General features: G+C 70.6%; 11 protein-coding genes and 2 pseudogenes. 8 read left to right on the top strand and 5 right to left on the bottom strand.

Annotated features, from left to right (window positions below; genetic code table 11):
* The first annotated feature begins 150 nt into the window (after positions 1-150).
* A complete protein-coding gene (locus ACIP60_RS27265; RefSeq protein ID WP_400689269.1) occupies positions 151-288 on the top strand; it encodes an NUDIX domain-containing protein in 138 nt (45 codons plus the stop codon).
* A gap of 339 nt (positions 289-627) precedes the next feature.
* On the opposite strand, the gene ACIP60_RS27260 is transcribed toward ACIP60_RS27265, so the two are convergent.
* Entirely contained in the window at positions 628-1,335 is a 708-nt protein-coding gene (locus tag ACIP60_RS27260) for a glycoside hydrolase domain-containing protein (RefSeq protein ID WP_400688823.1), read from the bottom strand.
* On the opposite strand from ACIP60_RS27260, the gene ACIP60_RS27255 reads away from it, so the two are divergent.
* Entirely contained in the window at positions 1,328-1,861 is a 534-nt protein-coding gene (locus ACIP60_RS27255; RefSeq protein WP_400688820.1) for a hypothetical protein, read from the top strand. The genes ACIP60_RS27260 and ACIP60_RS27255 overlap by 8 nt on opposite strands.
* Positions 1,862-2,278: 417 nt before the next feature.
* A complete protein-coding gene (locus tag ACIP60_RS27250) occupies positions 2,279-8,587 on the top strand; it encodes a DNRLRE domain-containing protein (RefSeq protein WP_400688817.1) in 6,309 nt (2,102 codons plus the stop codon).
* Between the two features lie 355 nt (positions 8,588-8,942).
* Here ACIP60_RS27250 and ACIP60_RS27245 read toward each other — a convergent pair whose 3' ends face one another.
* The gene (locus ACIP60_RS27245) at positions 8,943-9,560 is read right to left on the bottom strand and encodes a helicase associated domain-containing protein (RefSeq protein WP_400688813.1); all 618 of its coding nucleotides are present in this window, start codon (positions 9,558-9,560) and stop codon (positions 8,943-8,945) included.
* A gap of 162 nt (positions 9,561-9,722) precedes the next feature.
* On the opposite strand from ACIP60_RS27245, the gene ACIP60_RS27240 reads away from it, so the two are divergent.
* The gene (locus tag ACIP60_RS27240) at positions 9,723-10,121 is read left to right on the top strand and encodes a hypothetical protein (protein WP_400688810.1); all 399 of its coding nucleotides are present in this window, start codon (positions 9,723-9,725) and stop codon (positions 10,119-10,121) included.
* Positions 10,122-10,146: 25 nt separating this feature from the next.
* Here the strand turns inward: ACIP60_RS27240 and ACIP60_RS27235 are convergent.
* A pseudogene (locus tag ACIP60_RS27235) lies at positions 10,147-11,001 on the bottom strand (IS5 family transposase).
* A gap of 56 nt (positions 11,002-11,057) precedes the next feature.
* Here ACIP60_RS27235 and ACIP60_RS27230 point away from each other — a divergent pair.
* Positions 11,058-11,759 carry a tetratricopeptide repeat protein gene (locus ACIP60_RS27230; protein ID WP_400688807.1) on the top strand — a complete coding sequence of 234 codons (702 nt, stop codon included), beginning with the start codon at positions 11,058-11,060 and terminating at the stop codon, positions 11,757-11,759.
* 835 nt (positions 11,760-12,594) lie between these two features.
* Here ACIP60_RS27230 and ACIP60_RS27225 read toward each other — a convergent pair.
* Positions 12,595-13,504: pseudogene (locus ACIP60_RS27225) on the bottom strand (TniB family NTP-binding protein); the annotation flags it as partial.
* Between the two features lie 139 nt (positions 13,505-13,643).
* On the opposite strand from ACIP60_RS27225, the gene ACIP60_RS27220 reads away from it, so the two are divergent.
* The 3 genes from ACIP60_RS27220 to ACIP60_RS27210 all read left to right on the top strand — a co-directional run bounded on the left by ACIP60_RS27220 (position 13,644) and on the right by ACIP60_RS27210 (position 16,834).
* Positions 13,644-15,290, top strand: a complete 1,647-nt coding sequence (locus ACIP60_RS27220; protein WP_400688804.1) for an ABC-F family ATP-binding cassette domain-containing protein — start codon at positions 13,644-13,646, stop codon at positions 15,288-15,290.
* A 187-nt stretch (positions 15,291-15,477) separates the two neighbouring features.
* Positions 15,478-16,155 carry a nitroreductase family protein gene (locus tag ACIP60_RS27215; RefSeq protein ID WP_400688802.1) on the top strand — a complete coding sequence of 226 codons (678 nt, stop codon included), beginning with the start codon at positions 15,478-15,480 and terminating at the stop codon, positions 16,153-16,155.
* An 85-nt stretch (positions 16,156-16,240) separates the two neighbouring features.
* Positions 16,241-16,834, top strand: coding sequence for a GNAT family N-acetyltransferase (locus tag ACIP60_RS27210; protein WP_400688799.1), 594 nt, complete (start codon positions 16,241-16,243; stop codon positions 16,832-16,834).
* Positions 16,835-16,921: 87 nt separating this feature from the next.
* On the opposite strand, the gene ACIP60_RS27205 is transcribed toward ACIP60_RS27210, so the two are convergent.
* Positions 16,922-17,557 carry a TetR/AcrR family transcriptional regulator gene (locus ACIP60_RS27205; protein WP_199846950.1) on the bottom strand — a complete coding sequence of 212 codons (636 nt, stop codon included), beginning with the start codon at positions 17,555-17,557 and terminating at the stop codon, positions 16,922-16,924.
* Between the last annotated feature and the right edge of the window lie 17 nt (positions 17,558-17,574).

The following is a 17,574-nucleotide window of genomic DNA, read 5'->3' as shown; positions in this document are numbered from 1 at the left end:
GGCCCTACGTGGTGGTGGCTCGTTGATCGGGGCGTGGACGCGCTTCCGCGGCATGCCGTCTCCGCGACCGTCGTGGTTACCCGCACCGACGGCCGGGGGTCGATGCTGCACCAGGACCGTCCCCACCCCGGCCACCCCGCCTGGTGACGGCTGCCCGCCGGCCTCACCGACGAGGGCGGGACGCCGCCCGCCACCGCGCTGCGGGAGCTCGCCGAGGAGGCCGGGCTCCGGCCCGCCGAGGCACTGCGGCCGCTGACGGCGGGCCACCGGTCGGCGGCCGGAGGGTGACCGCGGGTCATCGGCTTCGCCTTCGCGGCCGAACCGGTCCCGGCCGGAGCGCCGGTGCGACCGAGTGCCGAGCACGACACGTTCGCGTGGCGGGCCCGGAAGCAGTGGCTGTCGTTCCTTCAGGTCGAGCAGCGGGCGTGGTTCGCCTCGCTCCGCACCGCCCACCGGAAGGAACGCACGGTCATGCCGGTCGACGGCGGGGACGCCGCAGGTACCGCAGGTGCCGCCGCCCGTGCGGTCGGAGAGCCGACGCAGCGTCCGGAATGGATCGTGCGGTACGGCACCGCACCCGGGCCTCCGGCGGAGGAGGGCCGGGTGCGGCACCGTGTCGGGTGGTGGTCAGCCGGTGACGGCGACGGGGGCGTCCCAGGCGTTGCGGTCGACGGTCAGGGTGACGCCGCCGTAGGTCTCCTTCTGGTTGACCTGGTACTGGTGGGCGCGGCGGTGTCCGCCGAAGAGGCCGCCGCTGTAGGGGAAGCTGCCGGTGGTGTCGGCGACGCCGTCGTACTTGGCGTACCACAGGGCTTCGGGCAGGTCGGCGGCGCCGGCTTCGGCGGCCCTGGCGATGCCGGCGGCGCTGGAGGAGGCGAAGCCGTAGAAACCGGGCCGGTAGGAGCGCGCCTTGACCGCCCGGTCGAAGGACTGGGTGTAGGCGAGGACCGCGTCCGCGCAGGCCGTGTCGGCGGTGTTGTAGGCCTCCACGTCCAGGTAGAGCGTGCTGCCGGCGCGCATGCCCAGCGCCGACGCCTTGGCCACCGCGTCCGCGCCGTCCGCCGCGCCGAGCGAGACGGCCGTGTCGGCGGTGATCTTCTCGGGGCTGGAGCCGGTCTGGCACGGCGGCTGCGCGCCGACGTACAGCGGCACCAGCTTCCAGCCCGAGCCGGCCACCGCGCCCACCCAGGACGCGGTGAGCTGCGGCTGCGCGCAGCCGCGGTTCTTGCCGCCGACGTAGACGGCGATCGCCCCGTAGGGGGAGGTGCCGCGCCAGGCGTTCATGGTGGCCAGCGGCGGGGCGGTGCAGGTGTCGAACGCCAGGCCGGTGAACACGCTCCCGCTGGACGTCCCGGCCGGTGCGCCGCCCGCCGCGGCGGCGGGCTTGGAGGCGCCGGGCGCCGAGGCCGAGGCGGCGGCCGAACCGGACGGTGACGCGGACCCGGAAGCCGAGGCCGAGGCCGACGCGGACCCGGAAGCCGAGGCGGACGCCGAAGCCGAGGTGGACGCCGAGGGCGATGCGGAGGCAGAGAGGCTGTCGGTCGCCGACGGCGAAGCCGCCTGTACTGCGCCGACCGCCTCGCCGACCGACCCACTGCGCGGATCGTCAGCTGGCTTCGCGCACGCACTGAGCGCCAGGGCGGCAGCGGCGGTCAGGCAGGCGGCGGACAGCACGGTGCTGCGCCCCCGGTGGAGGGGGGTGTTCGGCACGGGGATTCCTCATGGGCGGAGTGTCCGCGGGGACGCGGAGAGCGACTGCCGGTATGCATATCACCCTGGGAGCGGTTCGTTCCAGCCAGCTTGGGGGGAAGCAGTGAGCTTTGTCCGGGTGTGTCCGCTCTTTGGGGCACTCTTGACCTGATGGCTGGTCAGATACCAACCCGCTCCGACCGCAGAGGATTCACAGCTGACGCGCACCTCGGGATCCAGGCCCCCGGGGTCGCCTCGAAACCCGCCACGACAGGCTCGACGGAGCCGATCAAGGACCAAGGGGCCCCGGTCGAGAAGACCGGTATCCAGCATTCCGGCCTGATTCCATCCCTTCACCTTTCGCGCACATCCTCTCGCCGGACCATCCATGTTTCGGTTTCATAAATCCTTCGAACCTCCCGCGAGCCGCTTGCGGGACATTGGCATGACTGTTCGTCATATGCCCGATTCATGACCCGCATACGATCCACGCGCCCCCGCTTCAGTGGTGGGGCGATCGCAGGGAGTGGATGTGCGCGAACACATATCAAGGCGCCGCGGGCGGCTGGTGCCCCCGGGCGCCCGGGGGGTGAGCGCCGTACTGGCGCTCGCCGTGTCGGTGTCACTGCTGGCGGGGACGGAGGACGCGCTGGCCGCGCCGAAGCCGGACAAGTCCGGTCAGGCGCAGGGCACCAAGTGGGCCACCGAGGCTGCTGACATCCCGTCGGCGCGGGTCGCGGCCCGGCTGTCCGGGCAGCGGGTGGAGGCGCTGTCCGAGCGGACCGAGACGTCGACGACGTGGGTGAACAAGGACGGCTCGCTGAGCAGCGAGCTGTTCGCCGGGCCGGTGCGCTTCCAGCGCGACGGCCGGTGGACGGACGTCGACCTGACGCTGCAGCGGCAGCCGGACGGCTCGGTCGCGCCCAAGGCGCACCCGGGCGCGCTGAAGTTGGCCGCCCCGGGCGGCACCCGGGCACGCTCGCTCGCCGACTCGCAGTCCGGCAAGGGCGAGGACCGCACCCTGGTGACCCTCGGCGAGGGCGATCAGCAGGTCGAGCTGCAGTGGAAGGGCGGCCTGCCCGCACCCGAGCTGGACGGCACGAAGGCCACCTACGAGGACGCGATCAGCGACGGCGCGGCCGACCTGGTGGTGGAGGCCACCCGCACCGGCTTCGAGCAGTACACCGTCCTCAAGCAGCGCCCGACGGCGGCCGGTTACTCCTACACGATGCCGATGAAGGCCAAGGGGCTCAAGGCCGAGGCGCAGGCGGACGGCAGCGTGCTGTTCACCGACAAGAAGACCGGTGAGAAGCGGGCCGTGCTGCCCGCGCCGGTGATGTGGGACTCCGCCGTCATCGCGGAGGGCTCGCGCGAGCACGCCAACCGGGCGAAGGTCGACCTGAAGGTCGTCCAGCACGGCGACAGCATCGACCTGGTGTTCACTCCCGACGCGGCGTTCCTCGCCGACCCGAAGACCCGGTACCCGGTCACCGTCGACCCCTCGACGATCGCGCTGGGCAACGTGTTCGACACCCGGGTGCAGAAGGGCGAGAGCGTCGACTGGTCGGCGGACACCGAGCTGTACTGGGGCAACCCCGGCACCAAGAACGCCGACGGCTCCTCCCGCGAGGCCCGCGCGTTCATCAACTGGAACACCGCGCCGATCGCGGACGCGCTGATCACCAACGCGACCGTGTCGCTGTGGAACTTCCAGTCCGGCAACAGCGACTGCGCCGGCTACGCCTGGGACGTCTACGACACCTCGCTCGCCTCCACCGCCTCACGGTGGACCCTGCAACCCTCCTGGAACTCCAAGCAGGCGACGTCGACGGAGACCGCGGGCCGCACCGGCTGCCAGAACGACGGCTGGATCAACGCCGACGTCACCAACCTCGTGCAGAGCTGGACCTCGGCGAAGAACCCCACGTCCGGCATGGGCCTGCGCGCCCCGGACGAGAGCAGCACCAAGTACTGGAAGGAGGTCAACTCCTCCGAGGCCGGCTCGAACGTGCCCAAGCTGACGGTCACCTACAACTACCGCCCGCGCACCGGCACCGACCAGCAGGCCGGCTCCCCCTTCTACAAGGACGGCAACGGGACCTGGTGGGTCAACTCCACCACCCCGACGCTGCGCGACACCTTCGTCGACCCGAACAACGACAAGGTCGACGGCACCTTCCAGGTCTTCGACAACGACAGCGGCGCGCAGGTCGGCAACGTACTGGTCTCCCCGTACGTCGCCTCGGGCCAGCCCGCCTCGGTGACCGTCCCCGCGGGGCTGCTGACCAACGGCAAGACCTACCGGTTCCGCACCTCGCCCTACGACGGCCTGCACTACAACACCACGTGGTCGCCGTGGGCGTACTTCACCGTCGACACCGCCGCGCCCTCCGCGCCGTCCGCGATCACCTCGACCGACTACCCCTCCGGGCAGTGGGTCAAGGGCGCCGGGCAGTCCGGCGTGTTCACCCTGACCCCGCCCGCCGGTGACCAGAGCGCCCTGGAGTGGACGCTCGACGGCGCCACCTGGACCAAGGTCGCCACCGGGGGCTCCACCGCCCCGGTCAACCTGACCATCACCCCGGACAAGGCCGGCACGCAGACCCTGCAGGTCCGCGCCGTCGACAAGGCCGAGAACAAGTCCGAACCCGTCACCTACACCTTCCGGGTCGGGGCCGGCGGCGTGACCGCGCCCAACGACGGCACCCGCACCGCCGCCCGCCTGCCGCTGGTCGCCGAGGCCGACGCCGCCAAGTACAACGCGGTCAGCTTCTCCTGGCGCCGCTCCGACGCCGACGCCTGGACCACGATCCCGGCCTCCGACGTCACCAACGCGGGCAGCGCGGTCAGTTGGCCCGTCGCACTGAACAGCGGCAAGAGCCCGTCGCTGACCTGGAACGCCACCAGCACCGTCAACCCCGACGGCACCGTGCAGGTCCGCGCCGACTTCACCGGCCCGAACAACGCCGCCGTCTCCTCCGAGGGCATCAAGGCCGTCGTCGACCGCAAGGCGACGGGAGCTGCGACCCAGCAGATCGGTCCCGGCACGCTCAACCTGCTCACCGGCGACCTCACCGTCTCGGCCACCGACGCCTCGTTCTTCGGCCTGACCGTGGGCCGCACGCACTCCTCGCGCGACCCGAAGGCCCCGTCGAACAAGGACGGCCAGGCGCCGATCTTCGGCCCCAACTGGACCTCCGGCGTGGCCTCCGAGGTCTCCCAGTCCGGTTACACCGAGATCCGCAAGACCTCGAACACCTCGCTGGACGTGGTCCTCGCCGAGGGCGACACCATCGGCTTCACCGCCAACACGGCCGGCAACGGCTGGGTGCCCGAGCCGGGCAGCGAGGCACTGACCCTGCGCGGCTCCTTCGCCTCCGGCGACTTCACCCTCTCCGACACCGACGGCACGGTGACCACCTTCGCCAAGGTCGACCCGGCCGCCACCACCTGGACCGTGACGTCCAGCCTGCTGGACGGCATGGCCAACTCCACCACCACCGTCGTCTCCGAGAAGACCGTGGTGGGCGGCAAGACCCTGGCCCGGCCGAAGTACATGATCGCGCCGACCTCCGCCGCCACCGCGGCCGCCTGCACGGCCGCCCCGTCCACCAAGGGCTGCCGCGTCCTGCAGTTCGTCTACGCCACCGCCACCACCGCCACCGGCTACACCAGCGGCAGCGACTTCGGCGACTTCACCGGCCAGGTCTCGGCCGTCAAGCTGTGGGCCACCGCCCCCGGTGCTTCGGCCGCCACCGCCACCGACGTCGCCACCTACCGCTACGACCTGGGCGGTTCGCTGCGCCAGACCTGGGACCCGCGCCTCGGGCAGACGGCCCAGACCCAGTACTCGTACGTCGCGGGCGGAGCGTCCGACGGCGCACTGTACGCGGTCCTGCCGCCCGGCATGAACGGCGGCTACCACATGGCCTACGGCAACATCGCGGCCAACCCGGCCGCGGGCGAGGGCATGCTCACCAAGGTGTGGACCAACACCCTCACCCCCGGCACCACCGCCACCGTCAACGGCACCGCCACCACCACGATCGTGTACGGCGTGCCCACCTCCGGCAGCAAGGCCCCCGAGGACCTGTCGGTCACCGCCGGCGCCGCCTGGGGCCAGAGCGACCTGCCCACCGACGCCACCGCGGTCTTCCCCGCCGACCAGGTCCCCGCCTCCAACAGCGGCACCGACCTGAACGCGGGCGGCTACACCCGGGCCACCGTCAACTACCTCAACGCCTCCGGCCGCCAGGTCAACACCGCCGCCCCCGGCCACCGGATCACCACCACCGAGTACGACAAGTGGGGCAACGGCGTCCGCACGCTGACCGCCGCCAACCGCGAACTCGCCCTCGGCACCACCGACGCGGCCAAGGCCCAGCTCGCCGACCTCGGCATCAACAACCTGCCCAGCGGCGAACGCGCCCGCCTGCTGTCCACCACCAGCGTGTACAGCGCCGACGGCCAGCGCGAGAGCGAGAACTCCGGCCCGCTGCACCGCATCACCCTCGCCGCCGACGTCGTCTCCGGCGGCGCGACGGTCGCCAAGGCCGGCACCCAGACCGTCGCCCGCACCCGCACGGTGAAGACCTACGACGAGGGCCGCCCCACCGACGGCACCGCCAAGGTCAAGGACCAGGTCACCACCACCGTCACCGGCGGCGCCCTGCGCGCCTGGCCCGAGGTCTTCGCCGAGACCCGCACCGACAAGTCCGTCTTCGACTGGGCCCTCGGCCTCGCCACCCAGCAGATCCAGGACGCCGGCGGCCTCAACCTCACCACCACCACCGGCTACGACACCCAAGGCCGGACCACCTCCCAGTCGCTGCCCAAGTCGACCGGCACGGACGCGGGCACCACCCGCACCACCTACTGGTCCGCCACCGGCACCGGCACCTGCGCCGGCCGCCCCGAATGGGCCGACCTGGAGTGCCAGACCGGCCCGGCCGGCGACATCACCGGCGGCGGCACCAACCCGGTCCAACTGCCCGTCAAGACCGTCCAGTACGGGCTGTTCGGCCAGAACACCCAGACCGACGAGACCGCCAATGGCATCACCCGCACCACCACCATCACCCCCGACGCGGCCGGACGACCGGTGACCACCACCGTCACCGGCGGCCTCGGCACCGCCGTCCCGGCCGTCACCACCACCTACGACCCGGTCACCGGCAAGGTCACCAAGCAGACCTCCACCGGCGGCGGCACGATCACCAAGGCGTACGACGCGCTCGGCCGCCAGATCTCCTACACCGACGCCGACGGCGCGACCACCACCACCGAGTACGACGCCCTCGACCGGCCCACCAAGGTCACCGACAGCGTCCCGTCCACCACCACCTACACCTACGACACCGCCATCGACCCGCGCGCCCTGACCACCTCGGTCACCGACTCGGTCGCCGGCACCTTCACCGCCCGCTACGACGCCGACGGCACCGCCGTCACCCAGGGCATGCCCGGCGGCTACACGATGACCGACCGCCGCGACCCCTCCGGCACCACCACGGGCCGCACCTACACCCGCGACAGCGACAGCACGGTGATCGTCTCCGACGGCATCACCGAGACCGTCCAGGGCCAGTGGGCCACCCACACCGGCACCCCCGGCGTCACCGCGGCCCAGACCTACGCCTACGACAAGGCCGGCCGCCTCACCGCCGTCCAGGACACCTCGCCCGACGCCGTCTGCACCACCCGCGGCTACGGCTTCGACAACAACACCAACCGCACCACCCTCGCCACCGCCACCGCCGCCCGCGGCGCCGACTGCACCACCACCGGAGCCACCACCCAGACCACCACCTACGACAGCGCCGACCGCCTGGTGACCACCGGCTACACCTACGACGCCTTCGGCCGCACCACCGCACTGCCCGGCTCCACCGTCGCTTACTACACCAGCGACCTCGTCCAGCAGCAGACCACCGGCACCAACCGCCAGACCTGGACCCTCGACTCCAACCAGCGCTTCCGCTCCTGGACCACCGAGACCAACAACTCCGGCACCTGGACTGCTACTGGGACCAAGACCAACCACTACGATAGTGACACCGACAGTCCCCGCTGGATCGCTGAAGACGCTGCCGGAAATCTCACCCGCAACGTCGACGGCCTCAACGGAAACCTCGCCGCTACCACTACTAAGGTAGGCGGCACCATCCTGCAGCTCGCTAACCTGCACGGAGACATCGCCCTTCAACTGCCGATCAACACCGCCATCGCTCCCACCGTTCTCGACAGCGACGAGTACGGAAATCCTCGTGCCGGACAAGCCGCCACCCGTTACGGCTGGATCGGAGGTAAGCAGCGCTCTGCCGAAACTCCCGCTGGTTTTACCCTCATGGGCGTTCGCCTCTACAACCCAACCGCCGGTCGTTTCCTTTCCATCGACCCGGTTGCCGGAGGCAGCGCTAACGCCTATGACTATGTCAATGCTGACCCACTGACAAAATTTGATCTCGATGGAAAGATTTGCTGGAGCTGCGCAGGGCGATGGGCGAAGAAGCACCGAGGGACTATCGCAAGCGTGGTAGCCACAGCTGGATGCTTCGTTCCCGCCGTAGGGTGGGCCGCGTGCGCTGGTATGCAGGCCGCAGCATATGGTGTGCGTGCGCAGCAGCGAGCCTCCGAAGGAGGTGGGTGGCGCCGCACTTGGAGGAGCAACCTCGCCGATGGTATTTTCACGGCGGCGACGTTTGGCAACAGCACTGCGCTCCGGTTTGCTCGATTTAGTAGGCTTTCTGGCCTAGTTGAAAGGGCGCGGATCCCTTCGATGTTCTCCAGGGCGGCATGGAGGGGGGCGACGATCTATCACCCTGCGTATACGCTCGCCTCATCGCTTCCATCGATAGCCCACGTGCTCGGTGGTTTCTACCATCCTTTCGGGTGGTAATAATGCCGTCCGTGGTGGCCGCTATTTTGAACTGACATGATGGGGGTGCAGCGCCTAACGCTGCACCCCCATCCCCTTGCTCGTATACCTAGCGGTAGCGCAAGAGGAAAAATATGTGAGGAGAAATAAATTGCCCGTCGAAGTGAGCCCGATTAGGATGCGCTCCTATTGGCATCTGATGGAATTCTTGATTGGGATTTTCTTGGTCTTTGTGGGCTTCTCTGTGGCCGCAGGGGCGAGTCGACTGGATGATGTCATCCCGATCTTCATATTTCTCATCCCGGGCCTTTGGCTCGTTTTTCGGGTGCCATGGTGCGGGATTATTGCAGATCGCCGTTCGATTCGATATCGGGGACTATTTGGAACCATGGCCTGGGATTGGGGGGATGTAAAATCCGTGGCGCAGGTCAAGGTTCAGAACGGCGGCTTCTTCACTTCGTTCTGTCCTGAAATACAGCTCGCATCCGGCGAGAAGGTGGAGATTCGAATGCTTGCTGGATATGGTCGAGGAGGTGAAAACGGCAGGATCGCCCGGCAGGTCGAGGAGTTGGAGGTTATGAGGGTTGCCTTGGCATCCACCTAGGTTTCTCCTGTATCCCTGTCGCGTCGGGGTGTAGACGCGACAGGGTCCGGGGCGACGGGTCAACCGCTTGTCGTCCCGGGCCCATGCCCTGCTGGCCGCCTTACTGCCACTCATGCCGAGTTCGGTGAGTCGGGTGGCGCGTTCGGCCGGGATGGTGGCGCGTCGTAGGCGGCTGTTGGCGATGAACAGGCCCAGGCTCACCTCCACCTTGCTGCCGTCGTCCAGCACCAGTTCCTCGCGGTGCTGGCGACCGACGACCAGGTTCCCGGTCCGCTTCCGGTACTGCGCGGCCGCGGCGAGGTTGCGCCGTTCCTTCTCCGCGTGCGACACCTTCACCGGCGGCAACTCGGCGGCGGGCAGCGGTTCCAGCCCCAGCACGTGTTCGACCACCCACTGCTGCGCCGGGCCGAGCTTTGCCCACCCGACCCGCTGCGCCCGCGCCCACCCGGTCAGGTCCTCGCCCTGGACGACAACGGCTCCCGGGTCACCCGTCAGACCGTGTTTGAGATCTCCTTCCGCGGCCTCCCGGAGGGGTGCTCTAGGCTCGGCCGGGTGAACCTCGACAAGTTCCCTTTCGTCGGCGACTTCAGGGAGTTGGAGCACGGACGGCCGGGCGGCCCGTCGCTCCGGGCCGCTGTGCGTGCCACTGAGCCGGAGTACGGACGCGACCTGGTCCGGTATCTCCGCAGTGGCTCGGCCTTGATCGCCACTCCCAGTGCCATTCCCGACGTGCTCAGTCCCAGCGGCGCCGTCATCGGAGGGCTGCACCTGTTCACCGACGGCCAGTGGCTGTGGTACTCCGACCTTGCCTACTACGTGGAGCACTACCACGTGGCACTCGACCCCCGGTTCATCGAGCACGCGCGGAGCAATGACTGGAAGGTTCCGGAGCTCGGTGACAGCGACTTGGACGCGATGCTGACGGTGCTCACCGAGGACGACTCGGACTGACCCAGACATGGGAAGGCGTACGTAGTCACGCGGAGGTCCGGGTCAGTGGGTGCCGCTCTTGCCGGGTTGCCGGACGACCGCGCGTGAGACGGCGGATCATGATGCCGATCATCGCCCAGCGGATCATGCTCTCCGAGTGGGCCGGGCTGGCCTCGTAGTCCCGGGCAAGGCGGCGGTTCGCGGTGATCCACGAAAAGGTGCGCTCGACCGCCCAGCGCTTGGGCTGGACCTGGAAGCCGCGCTGGCCAGGGTTTTTGCGGACGATCTCCAGCTCGCGGCCGAGGATCTGGGCGGTCCAGTCGACCAGCCGGCCGGCGAAGCCCTGGTCAGCCCATATCTTCAGGATGCTCGGGTGATCGAGCCGGGTCCACAGCAGTGGGCGTTTCGCGCCGTCGCGGTCCTGGATGTTCGCCGCCACGACGTGGACGGCCAGGAGCAGGCCGAGGGTGTCGGTGACGATGAACCGCTTGCGGCCTTTGACCTTCTTACCCGCGTCGAAGCCCCTGGTGGCGGCCGGGACGGTGTCGGCGGTGCGGACGGACTGCGAGTCGATCAGACCCGCGCTTGGCTCGGCGTCACGCCCGTCGGCCTCGCGCACCTTGCCGCGCAGCGCGTCATGGATGCGCTCGACCGTGCCGTCGTCGTGCCATCACGTGAAATACCAGTACACGGTCGGCCAAGGCGCGAAGTCCTTCGGGAGCTGCCGCCAGGCGCAACCGGTTCGCACCACGTAGAAGATCGCGTCGACAATCCGCCGCCGCGGATGCTTCTCCCGCCGCCCGCCCTTCGGCCCGACCCGTGCCGGCGGCAGCAACGGCTCCACCAACGCCCACTGCTCGTCCGTCAGATCCGACGGATACCCACCCCCAGCACCACTCATAACAGGCTCAACGACCACTCCTGCCCAGCGACACAGCAGATCTCAAACACGGTCTGATGGACTTTCCGGAGAGGCTGGAGGACGCAAGGCAGGCACTCGTTCGTGCAGTGGAGTCCGGCGACCTCCTTGCATCGGCCAACCTCGGCCGTGTCCTCGCCCTTCTGGGCGATCACACCGAAAGTGTCAGATACCTCTCGCGCTCTCTCGATAGCGGCAACATGGAAATTCTTCCTGAATTGGGAACGCAGCTGGCGGCATGTGGAGACTTCGCAAAGGCCGAGGAGCGCTTTCTGGAAGGAGTTCGAAAAGGGGTCGATGGTGCCCATTCGGCATACGCGGACTTTCTGAATGGTCAAGGGGAGGGGAGGGTTTTGGAAGCCGAGCGTCAATATCGAATGGCCCATGCCGGGGGTGAATATGCCGCCTCGTGGAACTTGGCCATATTCCTTTCTGCGAAAGGGAGCTACGGGGAGGCCGTAAGATATTACGAGGATTCCCTGAAGGAAGGGTTTGAAGATGCCGAGCTGAACCTTGCCGTTGCCCTGGAAAAGACCGGCGATGCAAGCGGTGCCGAGGCGCACTATCGGCGAGCAATCGAACTTCACGACCCTTTGGCGGGCTACAATTTCACTTCATTTTTGCTTGGATCGGGCCGAATTGGTGATGCAATGAGACTTCGGGAGGAAATTGCCGAATATGCCAGACCGGAAGAATTGGCCGCAGTTGATGGCATGATTCTCAAATTTAGTGGCGCATAATCAATTTTCAAGGGGCAGCAGGGTGGGGGAGGTGCCCGTGAGGGGGGCGGCAAGCCGGTTGTCCCAACCGGGCGAGGCCTCCGCGAGGTGCTGATCAGCAGCCTGGTCGTCACCGCCGCTGGCGTTCGGCCCCGGCCGCGTCCGGCGGTGGGGATCAGGCCGCCGGGTCGGGCGTGGTGTCGGGGCGGGCGCAGGCCGCTCGACCCGGGCCACCTCGCCGGTACCTGACGCACCGCCGCCTTGCTCGCGGACCGGCGTTCCCGGGTGCCGCTGAGGATTCCAGGGGGCCTTGTTCGGGTGTGAGTAGGTCGTTGAGCTGGGCTGCTGTGGTTTGGGTGCGAGGGGTTTTCGGAGTGATGGGTGGCCGGGCGGCATGGTGTGGGCTGGGGTTGTGGTTGGTGGCTGACGCGGGGTGTGCGTGTCGTGGATGTTGCCTCGACCTAATGGCTGTTTTGGTGTTTTCACTGGTCAGGTGACTTGTGGCTGCTGTGGTTGGGATGTTTCGGTCGGGCTGTGCGCAGGGTCTGGGGGCTGTCCGAGGATGGCTCGGGGAGCGGTTGTGCGGTGTTCTCTGTGAGGGCGGGGTGTTCTCGCCCATTCACCGATATCTGGTGGTGGAAGGCATCGCGCTGTTCGGTGGCTCGGGTGGTCGGGCGGGTGTGTGGTGTTTTCGGTGGGACAGGGGTGTTCTCACCGGTTCTGCGATGCGCGCGGGCGCGCAGCGGTGTGGCAGCCGGCTGTGTCGGTTGGTGGTTGATGGGTGGTCAGTGCCGTTGCGCGGGGTGCTGGCCGGGCTGTCGTTGCCTGCGGCGTTGGCTCCCTTGGGGGTTGGTGTCTATCGGGTGCGGTGCTGTCTGGGGGAGTGGTGGGTTTCGGCTTGGTGGTCCAGGCGCACGGCGTCGAGGCCGGCTTTGGTGAGGCGTTCGGTGCCGTCGAGGATGGCGGTCTGGGCGGCTTCGCGGATGAGGCGGGTGAGGCTGCCGATGCGCCCGGCGGTGCGCTGGTGGAGGTAGGCGGCGTGGCGGGGGGGGTTCCGGGCCGGTGGCGGGTGAGGTCGAGGGCTGCTTCGAGGTCCGTCAGCAGGTCGGTGAAGGAACGCCGTTGGCCGAGGCGGGCGGGGAGAGAGCCGGTTTCGATGAGTGAGGCGCGGGCGGTGAGTTGGGCGCCGCGTACCCCGGTGAACAGGGCAGTGGCGGTGACGTCGATGCCGGCGTAGACGAAGGTGGCGCCGATCCGTTCGGTGAGGTCTTTCATCAGGTCGGCGGCTTCGGCGCCGGTGGTGGTGCGGGGGTTGAGGCGGTGAATCTCGTCGATCAGCACCAGGCGGAGCCCGGCCGCGTTGTAGGTGTGGGTGACGGCTTCCATCAACTGGGCCTGGGTGGTGCGGTGGGTGGTGGGGGTGCCGAGGTAGCGGGCGAATTGGGCGGTGAGGGTCTTCGCGCTCGCCCCGGCCGGCACCAGGACGTAGGCGACCGGCACCACCCGGTGCCCGTTACCCGGCGGGGCGGGGTGCGGCGGATGTGGGCGAGGTGGCAGGCCCGGCCCACCTCCAGCACAGCGGTGGTCTTGCCCGTCGCGGCCGGGCCGGTGACGATCAGGCTGGGCCGGGCGGTGGTGCGCTGGTGACCGCCCAGGAGCATCAGACGCCGCACGCTGGCGGCGAGGGAATCGATCGAGGGGGTGCGTACGGTGACGAACTGCGAGTAGTACGCCAGGCGTTCCTCCACTCCGCGCCCGGCACCACCGCGGGCGCCCCCGCGACCGACGCCGACCTGCTCCCCCGCGACACCCGCCCGGACCTCGGCGCCTACGAGCACCGCTGACCCGGGCACCCCGGCCCGGCCGTCCGGGGCGCTCCGGGCGGCGGCCTAGAATCGGGGCATCATGACTGCCACTCTCGTCGTCAAGGACCTCGCCGCCGGCCACGGCGAGCGCACGCTGTTCTCCGGGCTGGACCTGGTCGTCGCCCCCGGGGACGTGATCGGCCTGGTCGGGGTGAACGGCGCCGGGAAGTCGACCCTGCTGCGGCTGCTGGCCGGGCTGGACGCCCCGGAGGGCGGCTCGCTCAAGCTCAGCCCGCCGACCGCGAACGTCGGGCACCTGCCGCAGGAGCCGGAGCGCCGGGAGGGCGAGTCGGTGCGCGACTTCCTGGCCCGCCGCACCGGCGTCGCGGCGGCCCAGGCGGCGCTGGACGAGGCCACCGAGGGCCTGGTGGAGGGCCGGCCGGGCGCGGACGACGCGTACGCGGTGAGCCTGGACCGCTGGCTGGAGCTGGGCGGCGCGGACCTGGAGGAGCGGGCCGAGGAGGTCGCCGACCAACTCGGCCTGAAGGTCTCGCTGGACCTGCCGATGACGGCGCTGTCCGGCGGCCAGGCGGCCCGCGCGGGCCTGGCCTCGCTGCTGCTGTCGCGCTACGACGTGTTCCTGCTGGACGAGCCCACCAACGACCTGGACCTGGACGGCCTGGAGCGCCTGGAGGCGTTCGTGAAGGGCCTGCGCGCCGGCACCGTGCTGATCAGCCACGACCGCGAGTTCCTGGCCCGCACCGTGACCAAGGTGCTGGAGCTGGACCTGCACCAGCAGCAGGTGAACGTGTACGGCGGCGGCTACGACGCGTACCTGGAGGAGCGGGCGATCTCCCGCCGGCACGCCCGCGAGCAGTACGAGGAGTTCGCGGACACCAAGGCGGGCCTGGAGGCCCGCGCCCAGATGCAGCGCAACTGGATGGAGCACGGCGTCCGCAACGCCCGGCGCAAGGGCGGCGACAACGACAAGAAGGCCCGGGCGCAGCGCGCCGAGTCGACCGAGAAGCAGGCCGCGAAGGCCCGGCAGACCCAGCGGATGATCGAGCGCCTGGACGTGGTGGAGGAGCCCCGCAAGGAGTGGGAGCTGCGGATGGAGATCGCCGCCGCGCCGCGCTCCGGCTCGGTGGTGGCGACGCTCCGGCAGGCCGCCGTCCGGCGCGGGGACTTCGCGTTCGGGCCGGTGGACCTCCAGATCGACTGGGCGGACCGGGTGGCGATCACCGGTGCGAACGGCGCGGGCAAGTCGACGCTGCTGGCGGCGCTGCTGGGCCGGCTGGAGCTGGACGCGGGCAGTGCGGCGCTCGGCTCGGGCGTGCTGGTCGGCGAGGTGGAGCAGGCCCGCGGGCACCTGTTCGGCGGCGACGCCGGGCGTCCGCTGCTGGAGGCGTTCGCCGCCGCCGTGCCGGACCTCGCCCCGGAGGAGGTCCGCACCCTGCTGGCCAAGTTCGGCCTGAAGGCGGTGCACGTGCTGCGCCCCGCCGCGACGCTCTCCCCCGGCGAGCGGACCAGGGCGGCGCTGGCCCTGCTCCAGGCCCGCGGGGTGAACCTGCTGGTGCTGGACGAGCCGACCAACCACCTGGACCTGCCGGCGATCGAGCAGTTGGAGTCGGCGCTGGCCTCGTACACCGGCACCCTGCTGCTGGTCACCCACGACCGCCGGATGCTGGACACCGTGCAGGTGAACCGGCGGCTGGTGGTCGCGGACGGGAAGGTCTCCGAAGCCTGAGGCGAGCCCGGCGCTGCGCCGGGGGCCAGGGGCTGCGCCCGGGACCGCGGGCTGCGCCGGGGGCCGGGGGCTGGGGGCTGCGCCGGGGGCCCGGGGCCGGGGGCCGTGCCCGGTCGCTTTGGGCCGGTTCTTGCCGGGGCCCGGCGGCGTCTTCCGCCCGGGTGCGCCGTGTGCTGTGCTGGCGCGCATGGTTGACCGAGCTTCCGCCCCGGCGCCGTCCCACCCGACGGCGCCGCTGCACCCGATGAACGTGCCCGCCCACGAGGCGGCCGACCGCTGCCGGGCCTTCCACCAGGTGATGGCCCGGCGCCGCACCGTGCGCGACTACGCGAGCCGCCCGCTGCCCGAGGGGGTGCTGGAGTGGGCGGTCCGGACGGCGGCGACCGCGCCGAGCGGCGCGCACGTGCAGCCGTGGCGGTTCGTGGTGGTCACCGATCCGGAGCGCAAGCGGCGGCTGCGGGAGGCCGCGGAGGCGGAGGAGCGGGAGTTCTACGCGCACCGGGCGTCCGAGGAGTGGCTGGCGGCGCTGGCCCCGATCGGCACCGACTGGCGCAAGCCGTTCCTGGAGGACGCGCCCGCGGTGATCGTGGTGTTCGAGGTGCACAAGGGCCCGAACTCGCCGCGCCCGTACTACACCAAGGAGTCGGTGGGCATCGCGGTCGGCTTCCTGCTCGCGGCCCTGCACCAGGCGGGCCTGGCCACGCTGACCCACACGCCCAGCCCGATGCGCTTCCTCAACGAGGTGTGCGACCGCCCGCCGGAGGAGCGCGCCGCGTACGTCATCCCGGTCGGCTACCCGGCCGAGGACGCCCGGGTGCCGGACCTGGTCCGCAAGCCGCTGGACGAGGTGCTGGTGCGGCTCTGAGCCGCCGCCCGCCGGGGTGGTGCGCCCGGGTGGCGGAGGGGATATCCGCTGGTCGGCGCGTTGCCGGATGGCGCATACTCCGTCCATGAGTCACTCCACCGACGCACCTGACAACGTTGCGCGACCGCTCACCGCGGGCCGCCCGCCCGAGCTGCTGCCCCTCGGCGGCGGCGCGCACCTGCGCCGCCGCCGGGTGGCGGACGCCGCCGGGCTGAACGCCGCGGTGATCGCCAACCTGGACCACCTGCGTCCGTGGATGCCCTGGGCCCGGCAGGCGCCGACCCTCGCGGAGAGCGAGCAGCTCTCGGTGGCCGGCGAGGCGGCCTGGGAGCAGGGCACCGACTTCATGTACCTGCTCGGCCTGGACGCGGACCCGGCCGCGGTCGTCGGCGGCTTCGGCCTGCACGGCCGGATCGGCCCGGGCGCGCTGGAGATCGGCTACTGGGTGCACCACGAGCACACCGGCCGCGGCCTGGCCACCGCCGCCGCCCGCGCGCTCACCTCGGCCGCCCTCGCCCTGCCGGGCATCACCCGCGCCGAGATCCACTGCGACGAGTCGAACGCCGCCAGTGCCGCCGTGCCGCGCAAGCTCGGCTACGTCCTGGACCGGATCGAGCCGGCGGTCCCGACCGCCCCCGCCGAGACCGGACGCAAGATGATCTGGCTGACCGGGGCCTGAGCGCCCGCCGGCGCGCGCGACGAGGGGACGGCCCGGCGGGCCGTCCCCTCCGGCGTCCCGGGAGCGGACCCGCGCCCCCGCCAGCGCTCAGCGGTGGGCGAGCCGTTCGATCAGCGTCTGCCAGCCGTCCGCGAGCAGGGCCCCGAGGTCCTCCTCCGCGCAGCGGCCGGCGGCCGGGGCGGTGGGGGGCAGGTCGGCGACCAGGAAGAGCAGCGGGGGGCCCTCCAGGGCGCTGGCGAGCTGGAGGGCGAGGGTGTCGAGGTCGGGGAGGCCGAGGGCGGCCTGGGCGAGCAGCATCCGGATGTGCGGGCGGGAGAAGTTGGGGCCGACGGCGGGCGGGACGGGGCCCTTGCGCTCGAAGGCGGCGCGGGCGATGTGGTGGCGCTCCAGCAGGAAGCGGGTGCGGGCGCGGCCGTAGGCGATCAGCCGGTCGACCGGGTCGCCGCCGGGGCCGAGCGGGGGCGGGCCGGACAGCACCTGGCACTGGAAGCGCTGCTCCTCGGCGTCGAGCAGGGCGCGGAAGATCCCGGCCCGGGTGCCGAAGCGGCGGAAGACGGTGCCCTTGCCCAGCCCGGCGCGTTCGGCGAGGCCGTCCATGGTCAGGTGGTCCGCCCCGAGTTCGGCGATCATCGCGCGGGCGGTGCAGAGCAGCACCTCGCGGTTGCGGGCCGCGTCCGCGCGTTCGGTGGGGGGTTTCCCGAAGGGGACCAGGGGGCTGTCCATGCCGCCAATTTACCCGG

It is taken from the genome of Kitasatospora sp. NPDC088783 (assembly GCF_044750705.1).
In the GTDB taxonomy this organism is placed as follows: domain Bacteria; phylum Actinomycetota; class Actinomycetes; order Streptomycetales; family Streptomycetaceae; genus Kitasatospora; species Kitasatospora fiedleri.
Note: the sequence above shows the minus strand (reverse complement) of the source record. Positions and strands in the feature narration are given on the sequence as shown.